This is a genomic window from Paramagnetospirillum caucaseum, from assembly GCF_000342045.1.
In the GTDB taxonomy this organism is placed as follows: Bacteria; Pseudomonadota; Alphaproteobacteria; order Rhodospirillales; family Magnetospirillaceae; genus Phaeospirillum; species Phaeospirillum caucaseum.
Genome location: NZ_AONQ01000009.1, coordinates 1 through 14,732, shown reverse-complemented (window position 1 = coordinate 14,732; position 14,732 = coordinate 1). Strand labels below are relative to the sequence as shown.

The following is a 14,732-nucleotide window of genomic DNA, read 5'->3' as shown; positions in this document are numbered from 1 at the left end:
CGTCAACAACTCTGTTGCAAGGACGCCGTCCGGCCGAAACCCGAACCCCAGGCTGAAAACCCTGTCACAGGTGGGTTTCCGGCCAGCGGGGAGTTAAGCAATGTGTCGGGTTTTCCGCAACAATACAACGGTCCTGTCCCGAATCGCTGGGGGTTTTCCCCAGGAATCATCAAGCGATGAACACCTCATCGGGTAAAGACCCGAGTTCCGACGGATTTCGGCACATTTCGGCCAGATGACAGGCCTCGGGGAGCATCCAGTCGCGGACGAAAGCGGCCACGGCGCGGATGCGCGCCGGGTTGGCGGCATGCCCGGCCGCCGCCTCCAGCCGCGCCCAGGCCGAGCCAAAGGCGACTAATCCGGTCAGCCGCATATAGGCGGTGGCGGTCAGGCCGATATCCTTGCGGGCCAGCAGGAGGGGGCCGGCCTCGTTCCAGGCGGCCAGCGCCCGGCCCAGTCCCTGGGCGAAGGCGGGGGAGGCGACCGCCATGGCGGCCTCGACCTCGGCCTTGAATTCCGACAGCGCCTTGCCGTTGTCCAGGCGGATCACCCGCCCGGCCAATGTGGCGGCCTGGATGCCGTTGGTACCTTCGTAGATGCGGGTGATGCGGCCGTCGCGCAGGATCTGCTCGACCCGGTATTCCCGCAGGAAGCCGTAGCCGCCGTGCACCTGGATGGCGTGATCGGCGGCCTCCATGGCGGCCTCGGTGGCGAAGGCCTTGCACACCGGGGTCATCAGCTCCATCAGGGCCGGCCGGTCGCCCAGTTCCAGGTCGACCAGGGTGCGCATCACCATGGCGCGGCACCCCATGGCCAGGGCCATCTGGGCCAGCAGCATGCGCCGCACGTCGCCGTGTCTGGCGATGATGTCGGGACCCGTGTCCTTCCCGGCGCGGCCCTGCTTGCGCTCGTTGGCGTAGGCCAGGGAGCGCTGCAGCGCCACCTCGGCCAGTCCGACCCCTTGCACCGCCACGTCCAGGCGTTCGGCGTTCATCATGGTGAACATGCGGGCCAGCCCCTCGCCCGGCGCGCCGATGATCTCGGCCCGCGCGCCGTCGAAGGCCACCTGGCAGGTGGGCGAGGCGTGCATGCCCATCTTCTCTTCCAGCCGCACCACCTGGATGGGGTTGCGCGAGCCGTCGGGCAGCAGGGACGGGCAGAGGAACAGGGCGAGGCCCCTGACGCCGGGCGGCGCGTCGGGGGTGCGGGCCAGCACCAGATGCATGATGCGGCCCTGGGTCAGGTTTTGGTCGCCGCCCGAGATGAAGATCTTGCCACCCGAGATGCTCCACGAGCCGTCGGATTGGGGCGTCGCCATGGTGCGCACCAGACCCAGATCGGAGCCCGCCTGGGGCTCGGTCAGGCACATGGTGGCGAGATACTCGCCGGCGGCGAGGCGGGGAATCCAGGTCTTGCGCTGTTCTTCCGAGCCGCTGGCCGCCAGGGTCCGCATGGCGCCATGGGCCAGGGACAGCACCATCTGATAGGTGATGCAGGCGCCCGACAGCATTTCGGACAGGGCCGAGGCGAGGATATGGGGCAGGCCCTGGCCGCCGTCCTCCTCCGGCACGGCGAGGCCCTGCCAGCCGTCGCCGGCGAACTGGCGGTAGGCGTCGACGAAGGGCTGGGGCATCACCACGCGGCCGTCCACCAGCCTTGTGCCCTCGATGTCGCCCACCGGGTCGAGCGGCGCGATGATTCCGTCGACCATGGCGGCGGCGTGGGTCAGCACGGTCTCGGCGGTCTCGTCGTCCCAATGGGGCAGGCGGGCGGCCCCGGCCCCATGGCGGAGAGCGAACAGCAGGTCGCTAAGGGGAGTGCGATAATCGATCATGGTCTTGTCCCTGGGCTTTCTCTCGTCATCCCGGCCTTGAGCCGGGATCCAGGGGAAGCGGCTCCTGGATCCCGGATAGCGCTTGCGGGATGACGAATTTCATATGGATCGGGATGACGCTTTAAGGTCAACCCATCCGGATGAGGTCGGGATCGTCACCGGGGGCGTAGAGCTTCTCCACCAGTTGGGCGCGGTTGGTCAGCACGGCCCGCTGGTTGATGTAGCCCTTGTCGGTGATCTCGTTGGCGTCGATGGAGGGCGGCGCATCCATCAGGATGGCGCGGGCGATGCGGTGCGAACTGCCCTTGCCCTCGGCGGCCAGGGCCTTCATGGCGGCCAGCATCTTCTCGCGCACGGGGGCACGCTTGATCAGCTCTTTCAGGGGCGTGTCGGGCGCCGCGTCGGGGCACAGGCGCAAACAGCCGGGCAGGCTGGCGAAGCCCAGCAGGCCCACCTCCCCGCGGTCGTGGCCGGTGATCACCGCGTCCTGCAGCACCGGCGCGGCGGCGTCGATCACTGCGAGGCGCAGCGCCCCAACATGCACCCAGGTGCCCGAGGTCAGCTTGAAGTCCTCGGCGACGCGGCCGTCGAACACGATGCCCTTGGACGGATCGTCGGGATCGGCCAGCTTGCCGGCGTCGCCGATGATGTACCAGCCGTCCTCGTCGAAGGCCTTGGCGGTCAGGTCGGCGCGCTTGAAATAGCCCGGCGTGACGTTGGGGCCCTTGATGCGCATCTCCAGCTTACCGCCGTTGGGGATCATCTTGACCTCGCAGCCGGCCATGGGCAGCCCGATGATGCCGGCGCGGGAGATGTCGAAGTGCACGCTGGTAATCGCCGGCGAGGTCTCGGTGGAGCCCCAGGACGAGATCATGCGCACCTTGTAACCGAGGGTGCGGATGGAGAGCTGCTCCATCTTCTCCCACAGGTTCTGGGGCAGGGCCGCGCCGGCATAGAAGATGATCTTCAGGTTCTTGAAGAAGCTGGCACGCAGGTTCTCGTCCTTCTCCAGCAGCGGAATCAGCATGTCGAAGCCGCGCGGCACATTGAAGTACAGCGTGGGCGAAATCTCCTTGAGGTTGGCGGCGGTCTTCTCCACCAGGCCGGGCATGGGCTTGCCCTCGTCGATGTACAGGGTCCCGCCGTGGCGCAGCACCAGGTTGAAATTGTGGTTGCCGCCGAAGGTGTGGTTCCAGGGCAGCCAATCCACCAGCACCGGATGGCTCTCCAGCAGGAAGGGCCAAGCCTGGCGGATGGCCTGCTGGTTGGAGCACAGCATCTTCTGGGTGTTGATCACCCCCTTGGGCATGTCGGTGGAGCCCGAGGTGAACAGAATCTTGGCGATCGTATTGGGCCGCACGGCGGCGAAGGCGTTCTCCACCTCGGGGCCGGGGGTGCTGCCCAGCAGGGTGTCGAAGGTCACGCCGCAGGCGATGGGATTGATGCTGGTCACCACCTCGACGCGGGCCAGTTCCGGGATCACCAGGGCGTCGGCGAAGCGGGCGCCGTCGGCGGCGTAGACCAGGCCGGGCTTCAGCAGATCGGCGATGTAGCGCAGCTTGGAATGGTCCTGGGAGACCAGGGAATAGGCCGGCGAGATGGGCGCCACCGGCACGCCCACATGCATGGCGGCGAGCGCCAGCAGGGCGTGGTCGATGCTGTTGTCCGACAGGATCATCACCGGCCGGTTGCGGTTCAGCCCGCGGTCCAGCAGGGACTGGCCGATGGCCTCGACCATGGAAAGCGCCTGCTTCCAGGTGACCCTGCGCCAGCCGTCGCCGGCCCGCTGGGCCAGAAAGGTCCGGTCGGGGATGCGGTCGGCCCAGTGGACCAGCAGGTCGCCCAGGCAGCGCGAGAACGGCTTCAGGCTGTCCGGCGAACGGATGATGAAGGCGCCGTCGTCCAGCTTTTCCACTTCCACCCGCGCGGGCGCGAAATTGATGGGTGCCCAGGCAACCGAATTCATAGTGACCTCCCTAGCCGCCTTCAAAGGACCGCTTCTTTTTGTCGTCCCCGCGGAGTCCTTACAGGCCGAGATAGGCCTGGCGGACTCCGTCGTCGTTCAACAGGCCGGCGCCGGTGCCCGAAAGCACCACCCGGCCGTTTTCCAGCACATAGCCCCGGTCGGCCAGCTTCAGCGAGGCCGAGACGTTCTGTTCCACCAGAATCACCGTCATACCCTGGGCATGCAGTTCCTTGATGATCTTGAACATCTCGCCGACCACGGCGGGGGCCAGGCCGAGCGAGGGTTCGTCGAACATCATCAGGCGCGGCTGGCCCATCAGGCAGCGGCCGATGGCCAGCATCTGCTGCTCGCCGCCCGACAGCGTTCCCGCCGCCTGGTCCGAGCGGACCTTGAGCTTGGGGAACATCTCGTAGCAGCGTTCCAGCGTCTCCTTGCGCTTGGTCCGGGCGCGGGGCAGCACGGCGCCCATTTCCAGGTTCTCGGCCACGCTCATGGAGGGGAAGATCTGGCGGCCCTCGGCCACCTGGGCGACGCCTAAGTCGCAGATGATCGAGCTGACCCGTCCGGTGATGTCGTGGCCATCGAAGGTGATGGTGCCCCGGGCCGGCTTCTTCATGCCGGCGATGGCGCGGATCAGCGAGGTCTTGCCGGCGCCGTTGGCGCCGATGATCGCCACCACCTCGCCCTCGGCCACCTGGAGGGAGACGCCGTCCAGGGCCTGGGCGTCGCCGTAGAACAGGTCGAGATCGCGAACGTCCAGCATCATCCGTGATCCTCTCCCAGATAGCATTCCAGCACCTTGGGGTGGCTGGTGACCTCGGCGGGCGTGCCCTCGGCGATCTTCTCGCCGTGGTGCAGCACCACCACGTGGTCGGAGAGCGCCATCACGGCGCGCATGACGTGCTCGATCAGCAGGATGGTCAGCCCGGTCTCCTTGTTGAGGCCGGTGAGGATGGCCACCATGCGGTCGCATTCCACCGGGCGCAGGCCGGCCATCACCTCGTCGAGCAGCAGCAGCTTGGGCCGCGTCGCCAGGGCCTTGGCCACTTCCAGCCGCTTGCGGTCGGGCAGGGTCAGGGTCTGGGCCGGGTCCTTGGCGCGGTCGCCCAGTTCCAGCAGGTCGAGGATGGCCCGCGACGCGGCGCGGGCCTTCTCCACGTCGCCGTTGTCATGGCGCAGCGCGCCGACCATGACGTTCTCCTCCACCGTCAGCCCGGCGAAGGGCTTGACGATCTGGAAGGTACGGCCGACGCCGGCGCGGCAGATGGCCGCCTGGCCCAGGCCGGTGATGTCCTCGCCGTCCAGCACCACCGTGCCGTCGCTGGGCGGCAGGGCGCCTGCGATCAGGTTGAAGGTGGTGGTCTTGCCCGCCCCGTTGGGGCCGATCAGCGCGACGATGTCGCCGCGCGGCACCGAGAAGGCCACCTGGTTGACGGCGCGCAGGCCGCGGAAGCTCTTGCCCAGGTTGTCGACGGTGAGCATGGGAGTGGGAGCGTTCATCGTCCGTCCCCCTCCAGGCGCAGCAGCTTGCGCAGCCACGGCCACAGCCCGCCCGGCTTCAAGACCAGGATCAGCATCAGACAGATGCCGTAGGCGATCTGCTTGACCCCGTCGATACCGATATGGGCGCCCAACTCGGTCAGCAGCTCGCCCAGCGCGGTCAGCACCACGGCGCCGAGGATCGGCCCGAACAGGGTGCCGATTCCGCCGATGATGGTCCCCAGCATCAGCTCGATGGAGCGGTGCATGGAGAAGATGCTCTCGGGGTAGAGGTTGTTGTTGAAGAAGGCCAGGAACACGCCGCCCAGGCTGGTCATGGCCGCCGAGATCAGCACGGCGATCATCTTGTTCCTGAAGACGTCGATGCCCAGCGCGTCGGCGGCGTCCTGGTCCTCGCGGATGGCCTGCCAGTAATAGCCGATACGGCGCATCAGCAGGGCCCGGCTGAACCAGAAGGCGGCCGCCGTCATCCCCAGGATCACGTAGTAGAACATGGTGGTCGAGCCGCGCAGCAGCCACAGATTGTCCGGGCTGTTGTTGGGGGCGGGGGGCAGGAACAGCCCCGACGAGGCGCCCACCCAGCCCCAATGGTCGAACAGCACGCGGGTGAACTCGGCGAAGGCGATGGTCAGCAGGGCGAAATAGACGCCCATCACCTTGAAGCGGAAGCCCAGCGTGCCGATCACCGCGCCGACGGCGGCCGAGACCGCCATGCCGGCGATGGCGCCGATCCACGGCGGGGTGCCGTAATGGACGAACAGGGCGCCGCCGGCATAGGCCCCCAGGCCGACATAGAGGGCGTGGCCCAGGGAGAACTGGCCGGCGAAGCCCATCATGACGTTCCAGCTCATGCCGAGATAGGCCTGCAGCAGCACGGTGATCAGGATGGACAGCAGGTAGTCGCCCGCCGCCAGCGGGGCCAGGGCGAGGATCGCCAGCAGGCCGAGCAGCAGGACCGCGCGGCGGTCTTGGAACAGGGCGCTCATGGCTTCTTCCCCAGGATGCCTTGCGGACGCAGCAGCAGGACCAGGATCAGCAGGCCGAAGCTGAACATGCTTTTCAGGCTGGGGGCGATCAGCACGCCCGACAGCGCCTCGGACAGGCCGACCAGGATGCCGCCCAGCAGGGCGCCGCCCAGGCTGCCCAGTCCGCCCAGGATGACGATGATGAAGCCCAGCAGGGTGTAATCCGACGACAGGTGCGGGTGCACGTCCACCAGCAGCAGCAGCAGGCAGCCGGCGGCGCCGACGCAGGCGGTGCCGATGCCGAAGGTGATGGCGTAGAGCTTCTCCACGTCCAGGCCCACCACCCGCGCCCCCACCGGATTGTCGGCGCAGGCGCGGATGGCGGTTCCCGTGGTGGTGTAGCGGAAGAAGGCCCACAGCAGCAACGCCACCCCGCCGGCGGTGAAGGCGGCGATGACGCGGACCTTGTCCAGCACCAGGCCGCCGAGGCTGTAGCTCTCGAAGCTGGCGTCAAGCTGGATGTTGCGGGCGTCGGGGCCGAACACCATCAGGACCACGTTGGTGATGATCATGGCCACCGAGAGCAGCAGCAGGAACTGGATGTGCTCGGTGACTTCGAGGAAGTGGTTGATCAGGAAGCGCTGCAGCAGGTAGCCGACGACGAACAGGCCGCCGGCCACCAGAGGCAGCGCGGGGACCGGTTCGATCCCCAGCTTGGTGAAGAGCAGGAAGGCGGCGTACATCGCCACCACCATCATGTCGCCATGGGCAAAATTGACCACGCGCATGACGCCGAAGATGACCGATAGCCCAAGGGCCATCAGGCCGTAGACCAGGCCGGTCAAAAGACCGGCGCTGATCACGTTCATGAAGAAGGTGGCGTCCATCCCGGCTCCCCGCCAAGCATTGCCGATCGTACGGCTTTTTTAGGTGCGGCCCTTGAACGCCGGCATGGGGAAGACCAGCTTGGCCTCCGAGGATTCGGTGGGCAGAACCACCGTCGGCTTGCCGCCCAGGTTCTGCACCACCGCCGAGCGCAGGTTCATGTTCTGGCCGTTGGCCTCGAACTTGATCGGCCCGCCGATCATGGCCCGCTTGGCCAGGTTGGTGGCGCGCAGCGCCTCGGTCAGCGCCTGCGGATCATTGCTGCCGGCCCGCTTGTGGGCATCGGCGGCGATCAGCACGGCCTCGAAGGTGAAGCCGACGTTGAGGTCGAAGCTTTCCTCGGGGAAGGCCTTCTCGAAGGTCTTTTCCAGGGTCTTGGCCATCTCCTGCTTGGGATCGAACCAGGGAATGTTGACCGAGCAGTATTCGGCATATTTGCCGAGTGCCTTCACGAACTGCTTGTCGTACATGCCGGGTGATCCGGGGGAGGTGATCCCCATGGTCTCCACCTGCTGCTTGACCATTTCGCGGACCAGCAGGATGGCGTCGTTCAGGCGGGTGACGGTCATGACGAAATCGGCCTTGGCCGCCTTGGCCTTGGACACCTCGATGGAGAGGTCGCGGGCCTTGGGGTCGTAGGCGATGGTCTCGACGATGGTGAACGGCATGTCGAGCTTGGGCATCAGGGCGTTGATGCCGCCCAGCATGGCCATGCCGAAACTGTCGTTGATGTGCAGCAGGACGGCGGTCTTGGGCGTCACGCCGGTGGCGGCGAACATGTCCTTGTAGAGCAGCAGCCCGCCCTTGCCCAGCATGCCGGCGGAGGGGAAGTTGCGGAAGGTGTACTTGAAGCCCTGTTCGGTCAGTTTGGGTTCGGCGGCGATGTTGACGACGAAGGGCACGCCCTTCTGCTCGGCCACGCCGGCGATGGCCAGGGTGGTGGCCGAATCGAAGGCTCCCATCAGCATGTTGGCGCCTTCGCGGATCAGCTTTTCCGCCTGGGTGCGCCCCACGTCCGGGTTGGATTCGGTGTCGGCGTTCATCAGCTCGACGGAATAACCCATGTCCTTGAGCATGGGCAGGCCGATCTCGGCGCCGCGCTGGCAAGCCTGGCCGATCAGGGCCAGATGGCCGGAACGGGGCAGCAGCACGCCCAGCTTCAGCGGCGTCGCCGCCCGGGCCGGGCGCAACGGCAATCCGGTGGTGGTAACCAAGGCGCCGGCCGCCGCGGCCGTAGTGAACTGACGGCGGGTAATGGTCCGTGACGCGGACAGACTCGTGGTGTTGTCAGACATTGGGACGTCCCTTTCGCGTTCGAAAGCCTCCTGGGTCGCTCTGCGGCGACTTTGATGAACACGACTGTGAGGCAGTCGCCCGCGTTCGTCAAGAGGCATTGTTGGGCATAAAAACTGTTGTGCTGCACAACAATAAAATCGGTAAAGGATTTGAAATCCGGGCCGTTCCCTTGCTCCCGGCCCCCGGGAATGCGATAAAGGCAGCCTCTTTTCTCATGGATGCCTGGACATGCCCTCCGCCGCCGCGATCCGCGCCGCCATCCCCGGCGTGCTTACCGAAGCCGAGTTCCCCGAACTGCCCAATTACTACCGGGGCAAGGTGCGCGAGAACTACGACCTGCCGGACGGACGGCGCATCCTGATCTCCACCGACCGCCAGAGCGCCTTCGATCAGGTACTGGCGGCGGTGCCGTTCAAGGGCCAGGTGCTGACCCAGACGGCGCGCTTCTGGTTCGAGGCGACCCGAGACATCTGCCCCAACCACGTGATCGAGTATCCCGATCCCAACGTGGTGGTGGGCCGCCGCCTGGACATGCTGCCCATCGAGATGGTGGTGCGCGACTACCTTACCGGCTCCACCGACACCTCCATCTGGTCCATGTACAAGGCCGGGCGGCGCAGCATGTACGGCCTGGACTTCGCCGACGGCATGGTCAAGAACGACAAGCTGCCGGCCACCATCCTCACCCCCACCACCAAGGCCGACGTTGGCGGGCACGACGCCCCGGTCTCGCCGCAAGAGGTGGTCGGGCGCGGCCTGTTGTCCCAGGCCCAGTGGGACGAACTGGCGCGGCTGTCCCTGGCGCTGTTCGCCCGCGGCCGCGAGATCGCCGCCCGGCACGGCCTGATCCTGGTGGACACCAAGTTCGAGTTCGGGGTGGACGGCGAGGGGAAGATCACCCTGGCCGATGAAATCCTCACCCCCGATTCCAGCCGCTACTGGCGGGCCGACAGCTATCCCGGGCGCCACGCGCGCGGCGAGGAGCCGGAAAGCCTGGACAAGGAATTCCTGCGCATCTGGATCGCTTCGCGTTGCGATCCCTATACCCAGCCCATCCCGGTGATCCCCGACGACACCCTGGTGGAATTCTCGGCCAAGTATATCGCGCTGTTCGAGACGGTGACCGGCCAGGCCTTCGAAGCACCCTCCACCGCCGAGACGGTGAAGGAGCGCATTCGACGCAATCTGGCGCGGTACTTCCCCTGATCCCCCTGCGGTGAGGGCTGTCGCCTTGTCACCCTGCGGTGGGGATCATTGTTTTGTCACCCTGCGGTGGTGATCAATATTTTGTCACCCTGCGGTGACGTAGGCCCGCATGGCTTCGGCCTCGAACTCGGCGCGCTCCAGGCTGTTGGACACCAGGTCGCGGATCGAGACGATGCCCTTCAGCTGGCCATTCTCCATCACCGGCATGTGACGGAAGTGATGGGTGGACATGGTGCTCATCACCGAGGCGACGGTGTCGCTGCCCTGGCAGGTCAGCGGATTGCGGGTCATGTGGTCGCCCACCGGGTTCTCCAGGACGGCGGCGCCATGGGCCGCCAGGCAGCGGGTGACGTCGCGCTCGGTGAAGATGCCCAGCGTGCCGCCCTTTTCGTCCACCACCAGCACCGCCCCCACCTTGAAGGCCGCCATACCCTGGACGGCTTCGATCATGGCCTTGGACGGCAGGATCTTGAAAATCTTGTTGCCCTTCTTGGCAAGGATTTCGGAAACAAGCATCGGCGGTCCTCCACTTCGGAAACAGGCCCAGCAGGATAACCTGAACGGGCCGCTCCACAACCGGGATAATGGCGGACGACGCTTTCGCCTCAAAGCTCCTGCAGAATGTCGAATCCTTCGAATTCCGGGTGGCCCAGGACGATGCCCGACAGGCGGCCGTCGCCCTGATGGGATTTGCCGAAGGCCTGGGACTCCACCCAGCCGTCGAAATGCGTCCTGGACTTCCAGAGTGTATGCGAGGCGAACAGCGTGTGGTCCTGGGTGCTGGGGCCGCGCAGCAGCTTGAAATTGACGAAGCCGTCCATCTCGGGCAGGCGCGTCTCGCGGGTGCGCCATACCGTCTCGAACGTCTGTTCCTGGCCGGGAACCACCTTGAAGCGATTCATCGCGATGAACATACGGAACTCCTTATGAAGGGGGGGATTAGCGAAGCTGAAAGCGGACCGGCACCGCCAGGTCGATCCGGTCGCCGCTGCCGCCTGGCGGGCGCGGCAGGGGCTGGGCTCGTTCGATCAGGGCGAGGCCCTCGTGGTCGAGGGATTCGACGCCGCTGCCCCGTTCCAGCACGGCGGACAGCACCCGGCCCGAGGAATCCATGACGAAGCGGATGGTGGCGGCCCCTTCCTGGCGGCGCATCCAGGCGTCGCGGGGATAGCGCTTGTGCCGCTCCAGATGGGCGAGCAGCACGCCCTGCCAGCGCGCCAGCTCGGCCTGGGGCACGGCAGGGACGGAGGGCGCGGCGGACGGCGGAGTGGCGGCGGTCGTCGTCTCGGTCTGGGCCTGGACGGCGACCGGTTCGGCCGCCTGGGCGCTTTCGGCGGCCGGAACCGATGGGGCGGCGGCGGCCGGCTTCGCGGCGGACTTGCGAACCGGGCGGGGGAGCGGCGGGGGCGGTTCGGCCCTGGCCTGGGGGGGCTCCGCCTGGGGCTGGGGAGGCTGGGGCGGGGTTGGGACGGCGGCGGCCTCCAGGTCGATGGCGAAGGAGGGGGCGGGAACCGCCACGGGAAGCGGCGCCGTCCACCCCATGGCGGCCCATAGCAGCGCCGCGTGGGCGGCGGCCACCAGCGGGGCGGACAGCAGGATCGGCCGGACTTCCGGCTGGGCCGCCGGGACGGTGCTCACGGGTTGTCTCCGCCTTCCTGGCCGGCCAGCGCCACCTTCAGGTAGCCGGCGCCGCGCAGCCGGTCGAGCAGGCCCATCATGGAGCCGTAATCGACGCTGCGGTCGGCCTTCAGGTGAATCCGCGTCTCGCGGTTGCCGCCGGTCAGCCCGTCCAGGGCGCCGCCCAGGGCCTCGGGCGCCACCGGGACGCCATCGACCCGGACGGAGCGGTCGGCGGTCAGGGTCAGGGTCACCGGCTTGTCCGGCGTCTCGCGGCGGGCGGCGGTGGAGCCCGGCAGGTCCACGTCGGTGTCGACGGTGGCCAGCGGCGCCGCCACCATGAAGATGATCAGCAAGACCAGCATCACGTCGATGAACGGCGTGACGTTGATCTCGTGCATCTCGCCGGCATCGCCGCCGGGCTCGAACCCGCCGGCCATCACGCGGCCGCCTGGCGGAACGAGGCGCGCCCACGGTCGAGGTCGCGGCCCAGCAGCCGCAAGATCGCGCCCGAGGCCTTGGCCAGATCGGCCCGCCGGGCGGCGATGGCGCGACCCAGCAGGTTGTAGATCACCACCGCCGGAATGGCCGCCGCCAGTCCCAGGGCGGTGGCCAGCAGCGCCTCGGCGATGCCCGGCGCCACCACCGCCAGGCTGGTGGCCTGGGCCTTGGAGATGCCGACGAAGCTGTTCATGATGCCCCACACCGTGCCGAACAGGCCGACGAAGGGGGCGGTCGAGCCGATGGTGGCGAGGAAACCGGTCCCCGCCGCCAGACGCCGTCCGTGATCGGCTTCCAACTGGGCGAGGCGGGACGCCGCCCGCTCGCGGACGCCGTCGGGGGGCAGCCCGGCGGACTCGGCCATTTCCGCCAGGGCGGCGGCCACCGGCCCGGCGGCGTCGCCGGCCTGGGTCGCCTCGGCCAGGCTGCGCGAGCGGCCGAGGACGTCCAGCAGCCGTCCCAGGCGGCGGCCATGGCGGCGCAGTTCCACCACCTTGGCCAGGCCGATGCTCCAGGTGACCACCGAGGCGAGGGCGAGGCTGACCATCACCGCCTGGACGACCATGTCCGCCGACAGGAACATGCCCCAGGGCGTCAGTCCGTGCGGCAGGGCGGGAAGGGGGGTGTTCATGGCGTCATGCTCCGCATTGGGCAAGTTCGGGGAGGTCGTCGAAATCCTGTTCCGGGCGCTGCTGCCGCCGCCACAGGGCGGCATAGACCCCGTCCATGGCCAGAAGGCGGGAATGGTGGCCGCGCTCGACGATGCGGCCTTGGTCCAGCACCAGAATCTCGTCGGCGTCGACCACGGTGGACAGCCGGTGGGCGACGATCAGGGTGGTGCGGTTATGCGACGCCGCGCGCAGGGAATCCTGGATTTCCCGCTCGGTATGGCTGTCCAGCGCGCTGGTCGCCTCGTCGAAGATCCAGAGGGACGGAGCCTTGAGGATGGTCCGCGCGATGGCGACGCGCTGCTTCTCGCCGCCCGACAGCTTCAGGCCGCGTTCGCCCACCCTGGTGCCGTAGCCCTGGGGCAGCGAGACGATGAAGTCGTGGATGCGGGCCAGCCGCGCCGCCCGCTCGACGTCGTCGGCGGATGCGCCGGGGCGGCCATAGGCGATGTTGTAGCGGACGGTGTCGTTGAACAGCACGGTGTCCTGGGGGACGATGCCGATGGCGGCGCGCAAGGACCCCTGGGTCACCTGGCGGATATCCTGGCCGTCGATCAGGATGCCTCCGCCGTCCACGTCGTAGAAGCGCATCAGCAGCCGCGAGATGGTGCTCTTGCCGCCGCCCGACGGCCCGACCACCGCGACGGTATGGCCGGGCGGAATGTGGAAATCGACGCCGTTGAGGATGCCGCGCTCCGCATCGTAGCCGAAGCGTACCGCCTCGAAGCGCACCTCGCCGCCCGAAAGCACCAGCGGCCGGGCGCCGGGGCGGTCCTCGACCTCCGGGGGACAGGCCAGCAGGCCCAGCATGGCCTCGATGTCGGCCAGGGCGTGCTTGACCTCGCGGTAGACGAAGCCCAGGAAGTTGAGCGGCAGGTAGAGCTGGATCACATAGGCGTTGACCAGGATGAAATCGCCCATGGTCATGGAGCCTTCCACATAGCCCCGCCCGGCCAGCAGCGTCACCGTCACCAGACCGGCGGCGATGATCAGCCCCTGGCCGATGTTGAGCAGCGACATGGTGCTCTTGCTGACGATGGCGGCGCGCTCGAAGCGGGTCAGGGCGTGGTCCAGGCGGCTGGCCTCGTGCTCCTCGTTGCCGAAATGCTTCACCGATTCGAAATTGGTCAGCGAGTCCATGGAACGCGACGCCGCCTCGGAATCGCACTCGTTCATGGCGCGGCGGAACTTGGTCCGCCACTCGGTCACGCCTAAGGTATAGACGATGTAGGCCAGGATGGTGGCCACGGTGGCGGCGGCGAAGACGCCGTCATAGAGGCGGGCCAGCACCACCGCCACCAGCACGATCTCGACGATAGTGGGCAGGATGCTGAACAGCATGAAGTTGAGCAGGTATTCCACCCCCCTGGTGCCGCGCTCGATGGAGCGGGCCAGCCCGCCGGCCCGGCGGTCGAGGTGAAAGCGCAGCGACAGGCGGTGGAGGTGGCGGAACACCTCCAGGGCGGCGGTGCGGATGGCCCGCTGACCCACCGCCACGAAGGCGAAGTCGCGCAGCTCGGTGAACAGCGAGGCCAGCACCCGTGCCGCGCCATAGGCCGCCAGGACGCCCACCGGCACGGCGGCCCAGCCCATGGCGGCCTGCCCCGCCGCGCCCAGGGAATCCACTGCCTCCTTGTAGAGCAGGGGCACCGAGATGGTGGCGGCCTTTGCGGCCACCATCAGGAGAAGGGCGATCACCACCCTGGCGCGCAGCACCGCCTGTCCGGCCGGCCACAGGAAGGGCAGCAGACGGCCGAAGGCCCGCCATTCCGAACCCGGAGCGGCGGCGGATCCCGACAGGGGCGACAGGGAGGGCGAGCCCCTCATGGGTGCATCTCCCCTCAGGCCGCCGCGGTCAGGCGGAACTCGACGGTGTCGTCGGGCGCCGCCAGCCGGGTGCGGTCGATGGCCGACAGGGTGCGGCCCAGCACCAGCCTGTCGGTCAGGCAGGGCAGCAGCACGGCGGCGAGGTCCGGGCGGGTGATGCGGCCGTGAACCCGGGCATCCCCGTAAAGGGCGCCCTGGCCGGTGGGCGGGTCGCCGACCAGCCCGCCCGGCCTGACGATCACATGGGGAACGCCCGAGGCGCGCAGGTGATCCTCGGCCTGGGTCTTGGCCAGCAGCACCTCGCCGATGGCGTCCAGCAGGCGCTCGGAGGCGTAGGCCCGGCTGTCGCCGCAGCCCAGCGAGGTGACCAGGACCATGCGGCTGGCGCCGAACGCCTTGGCCGTGTCGGCCACGTTGACGTTGCCCAGGTGGTCCACCGGCCGGCCGGGGGGCCGGCCGCCCAGGGT

15 protein-coding genes are annotated in these 14,732 nt (G+C 68.0%); 1 reads left to right on the top strand and 14 read right to left on the bottom strand.

Annotated features, from left to right (window positions below):
* Positions 1–169 precede the first annotated feature (169 nt).
* From H261_RS04785 to H261_RS04755, 7 genes are all read right to left on the bottom strand, one after another.
* A complete protein-coding gene (locus H261_RS04785) occupies positions 170–1,834 on the bottom strand; it encodes an acyl-CoA dehydrogenase family protein (RefSeq protein WP_008614940.1) in 1,665 nt (554 codons plus the stop codon).
* A gap of 127 nt (positions 1,835–1,961) precedes the next feature.
* Positions 1,962–3,800, bottom strand: a complete 1,839-nt coding sequence (locus H261_RS04780; RefSeq protein WP_008614938.1) for a feruloyl-CoA synthase — start codon at positions 3,798–3,800, stop codon at positions 1,962–1,964.
* A gap of 58 nt (positions 3,801–3,858) precedes the next feature.
* On the bottom strand, positions 3,859–4,563 hold the full coding sequence (locus tag H261_RS04775) for an ABC transporter ATP-binding protein (protein WP_008614936.1): 705 nt from the start codon (positions 4,561–4,563) through the stop codon (positions 3,859–3,861).
* Complete coding sequence (locus H261_RS04770; protein ID WP_040475704.1) at positions 4,563–5,300, bottom strand: ABC transporter ATP-binding protein; 738 nt, start codon at positions 5,298–5,300, stop codon at positions 4,563–4,565. The genes H261_RS04775 and H261_RS04770 overlap by 1 nt, the downstream gene beginning before the upstream one ends.
* Positions 5,297–6,286 carry a branched-chain amino acid ABC transporter permease gene (locus H261_RS04765; protein WP_008614932.1) on the bottom strand — a complete coding sequence of 330 codons (990 nt, stop codon included), beginning with the start codon at positions 6,284–6,286 and terminating at the stop codon, positions 5,297–5,299. The genes H261_RS04770 and H261_RS04765 overlap by 4 nt, the downstream gene beginning before the upstream one ends.
* Positions 6,283–7,152 (bottom strand): branched-chain amino acid ABC transporter permease, encoded by an 870-nt coding sequence (locus tag H261_RS04760; protein WP_008614930.1) that lies wholly within the window; start codon positions 7,150–7,152, stop codon positions 6,283–6,285. The genes H261_RS04765 and H261_RS04760 overlap by 4 nt, the downstream gene beginning before the upstream one ends.
* A 39-nt stretch (positions 7,153–7,191) precedes the next feature.
* Positions 7,192–8,445 (bottom strand): ABC transporter substrate-binding protein, encoded by a 1,254-nt coding sequence (locus H261_RS04755; RefSeq protein WP_040475703.1) that lies wholly within the window; start codon positions 8,443–8,445, stop codon positions 7,192–7,194.
* A gap of 229 nt (positions 8,446–8,674) precedes the next feature.
* On the opposite strand from H261_RS04755, the gene H261_RS04750 reads away from it, so the two are divergent.
* On the top strand, positions 8,675–9,652 hold the full coding sequence (locus H261_RS04750; RefSeq protein ID WP_008614927.1) for a phosphoribosylaminoimidazolesuccinocarboxamide synthase: 978 nt from the start codon (positions 8,675–8,677) through the stop codon (positions 9,650–9,652).
* 84 nt (positions 9,653–9,736) lie between these two features.
* Here the strand turns inward: H261_RS04750 and H261_RS04745 are convergent, their stop codons facing one another.
* The 7 genes from H261_RS04745 to H261_RS04715 form a co-directional block, all read right to left on the bottom strand.
* Positions 9,737–10,168, bottom strand: a complete 432-nt coding sequence (locus H261_RS04745; RefSeq protein ID WP_008614925.1) for a CBS domain-containing protein — start codon at positions 10,166–10,168, stop codon at positions 9,737–9,739.
* An 89-nt stretch (positions 10,169–10,257) separates the two neighbouring features.
* On the bottom strand, positions 10,258–10,566 hold the full coding sequence (locus H261_RS04740) for an antibiotic biosynthesis monooxygenase family protein (RefSeq protein WP_008614923.1): 309 nt from the start codon (positions 10,564–10,566) through the stop codon (positions 10,258–10,260).
* A 25-nt stretch (positions 10,567–10,591) separates the two neighbouring features.
* Complete coding sequence (locus tag H261_RS04735; protein ID WP_008614913.1) at positions 10,592–11,290, bottom strand: energy transducer TonB family protein; 699 nt, start codon at positions 11,288–11,290, stop codon at positions 10,592–10,594.
* Positions 11,287–11,709 (bottom strand): TonB system transport protein ExbD, encoded by a 423-nt coding sequence (exbD, locus tag H261_RS04730; RefSeq protein ID WP_008614912.1) that lies wholly within the window; start codon positions 11,707–11,709, stop codon positions 11,287–11,289. Before exbD ends, H261_RS04735 begins: the two co-directional genes overlap by 4 nt.
* Positions 11,709–12,401: a tonB-system energizer ExbB gene (gene exbB, locus H261_RS04725; RefSeq protein WP_008614911.1), complete on the bottom strand. Its 693-nt coding sequence runs from the start codon at positions 12,399–12,401 to the stop codon at positions 11,709–11,711. Before exbB ends, exbD begins: the two co-directional genes overlap by 1 nt.
* A 4-nt stretch (positions 12,402–12,405) precedes the next feature.
* Entirely contained in the window at positions 12,406–14,265 is a 1,860-nt protein-coding gene (locus tag H261_RS04720; RefSeq protein ID WP_008614910.1) for an ABCB family ABC transporter ATP-binding protein/permease, read from the bottom strand.
* 14 nt (positions 14,266–14,279) lie between these two features.
* A partial coding sequence (locus H261_RS04715; RefSeq protein ID WP_008614909.1) for an NAD(P)H-binding protein occupies positions 14,280–14,732 on the bottom strand: 453 nt, incomplete at its 5' end.

What these genes read in the sequence shown, in the direction of transcription:
- H261_RS04785 (WP_008614940.1), bottom strand. Translation starts at nt 1,834, where the DNA reads ATGATCGATTATCGCACTCCCCTTAGCGACCTGCTGTTCGCTCTCCGC.
- H261_RS04780 (WP_008614938.1), bottom strand. Translation starts at nt 3,800, where the DNA reads ATGAATTCGGTTGCCTGGGCACCCATCAATTTCGCGCCCGCGCGGGTG.
- H261_RS04775 (WP_008614936.1), bottom strand. Translation starts at nt 4,563, where the DNA reads ATGCTGGACGTTCGCGATCTCGACCTGTTCTACGGCGACGCCCAGGCC.
- H261_RS04770 (WP_040475704.1), bottom strand. Translation starts at nt 5,300, where the DNA reads ATGAACGCTCCCACTCCCATGCTCACCGTCGACAACCTGGGCAAGAGC.
- H261_RS04765 (WP_008614932.1), bottom strand. Translation starts at nt 6,286, where the DNA reads ATGAGCGCCCTGTTCCAAGACCGCCGCGCGGTCCTGCTGCTCGGCCTG.
- H261_RS04760 (WP_008614930.1), bottom strand. Translation starts at nt 7,152, where the DNA reads ATGGACGCCACCTTCTTCATGAACGTGATCAGCGCCGGTCTTTTGACC.
- H261_RS04755 (WP_040475703.1), bottom strand. Translation starts at nt 8,445, where the DNA reads ATGTCTGACAACACCACGAGTCTGTCCGCGTCACGGACCATTACCCGC.
- H261_RS04750 (WP_008614927.1), top strand. Translation starts at nt 8,675, where the DNA reads ATGCCCTCCGCCGCCGCGATCCGCGCCGCCATCCCCGGCGTGCTTACC.
- H261_RS04745 (WP_008614925.1), bottom strand. Translation starts at nt 10,168, where the DNA reads ATGCTTGTTTCCGAAATCCTTGCCAAGAAGGGCAACAAGATTTTCAAG.
- H261_RS04740 (WP_008614923.1), bottom strand. Translation starts at nt 10,566, where the DNA reads ATGTTCATCGCGATGAATCGCTTCAAGGTGGTTCCCGGCCAGGAACAG.
- exbD (WP_008614912.1), bottom strand. Translation starts at nt 11,709, where the DNA reads ATGGCCGGCGGGTTCGAGCCCGGCGGCGATGCCGGCGAGATGCACGAG.
- exbB (WP_008614911.1), bottom strand. Translation starts at nt 12,401, where the DNA reads ATGAACACCCCCCTTCCCGCCCTGCCGCACGGACTGACGCCCTGGGGC.
- H261_RS04720 (WP_008614910.1), bottom strand. Translation starts at nt 14,265, where the DNA reads ATGAGGGGCTCGCCCTCCCTGTCGCCCCTGTCGGGATCCGCCGCCGCT.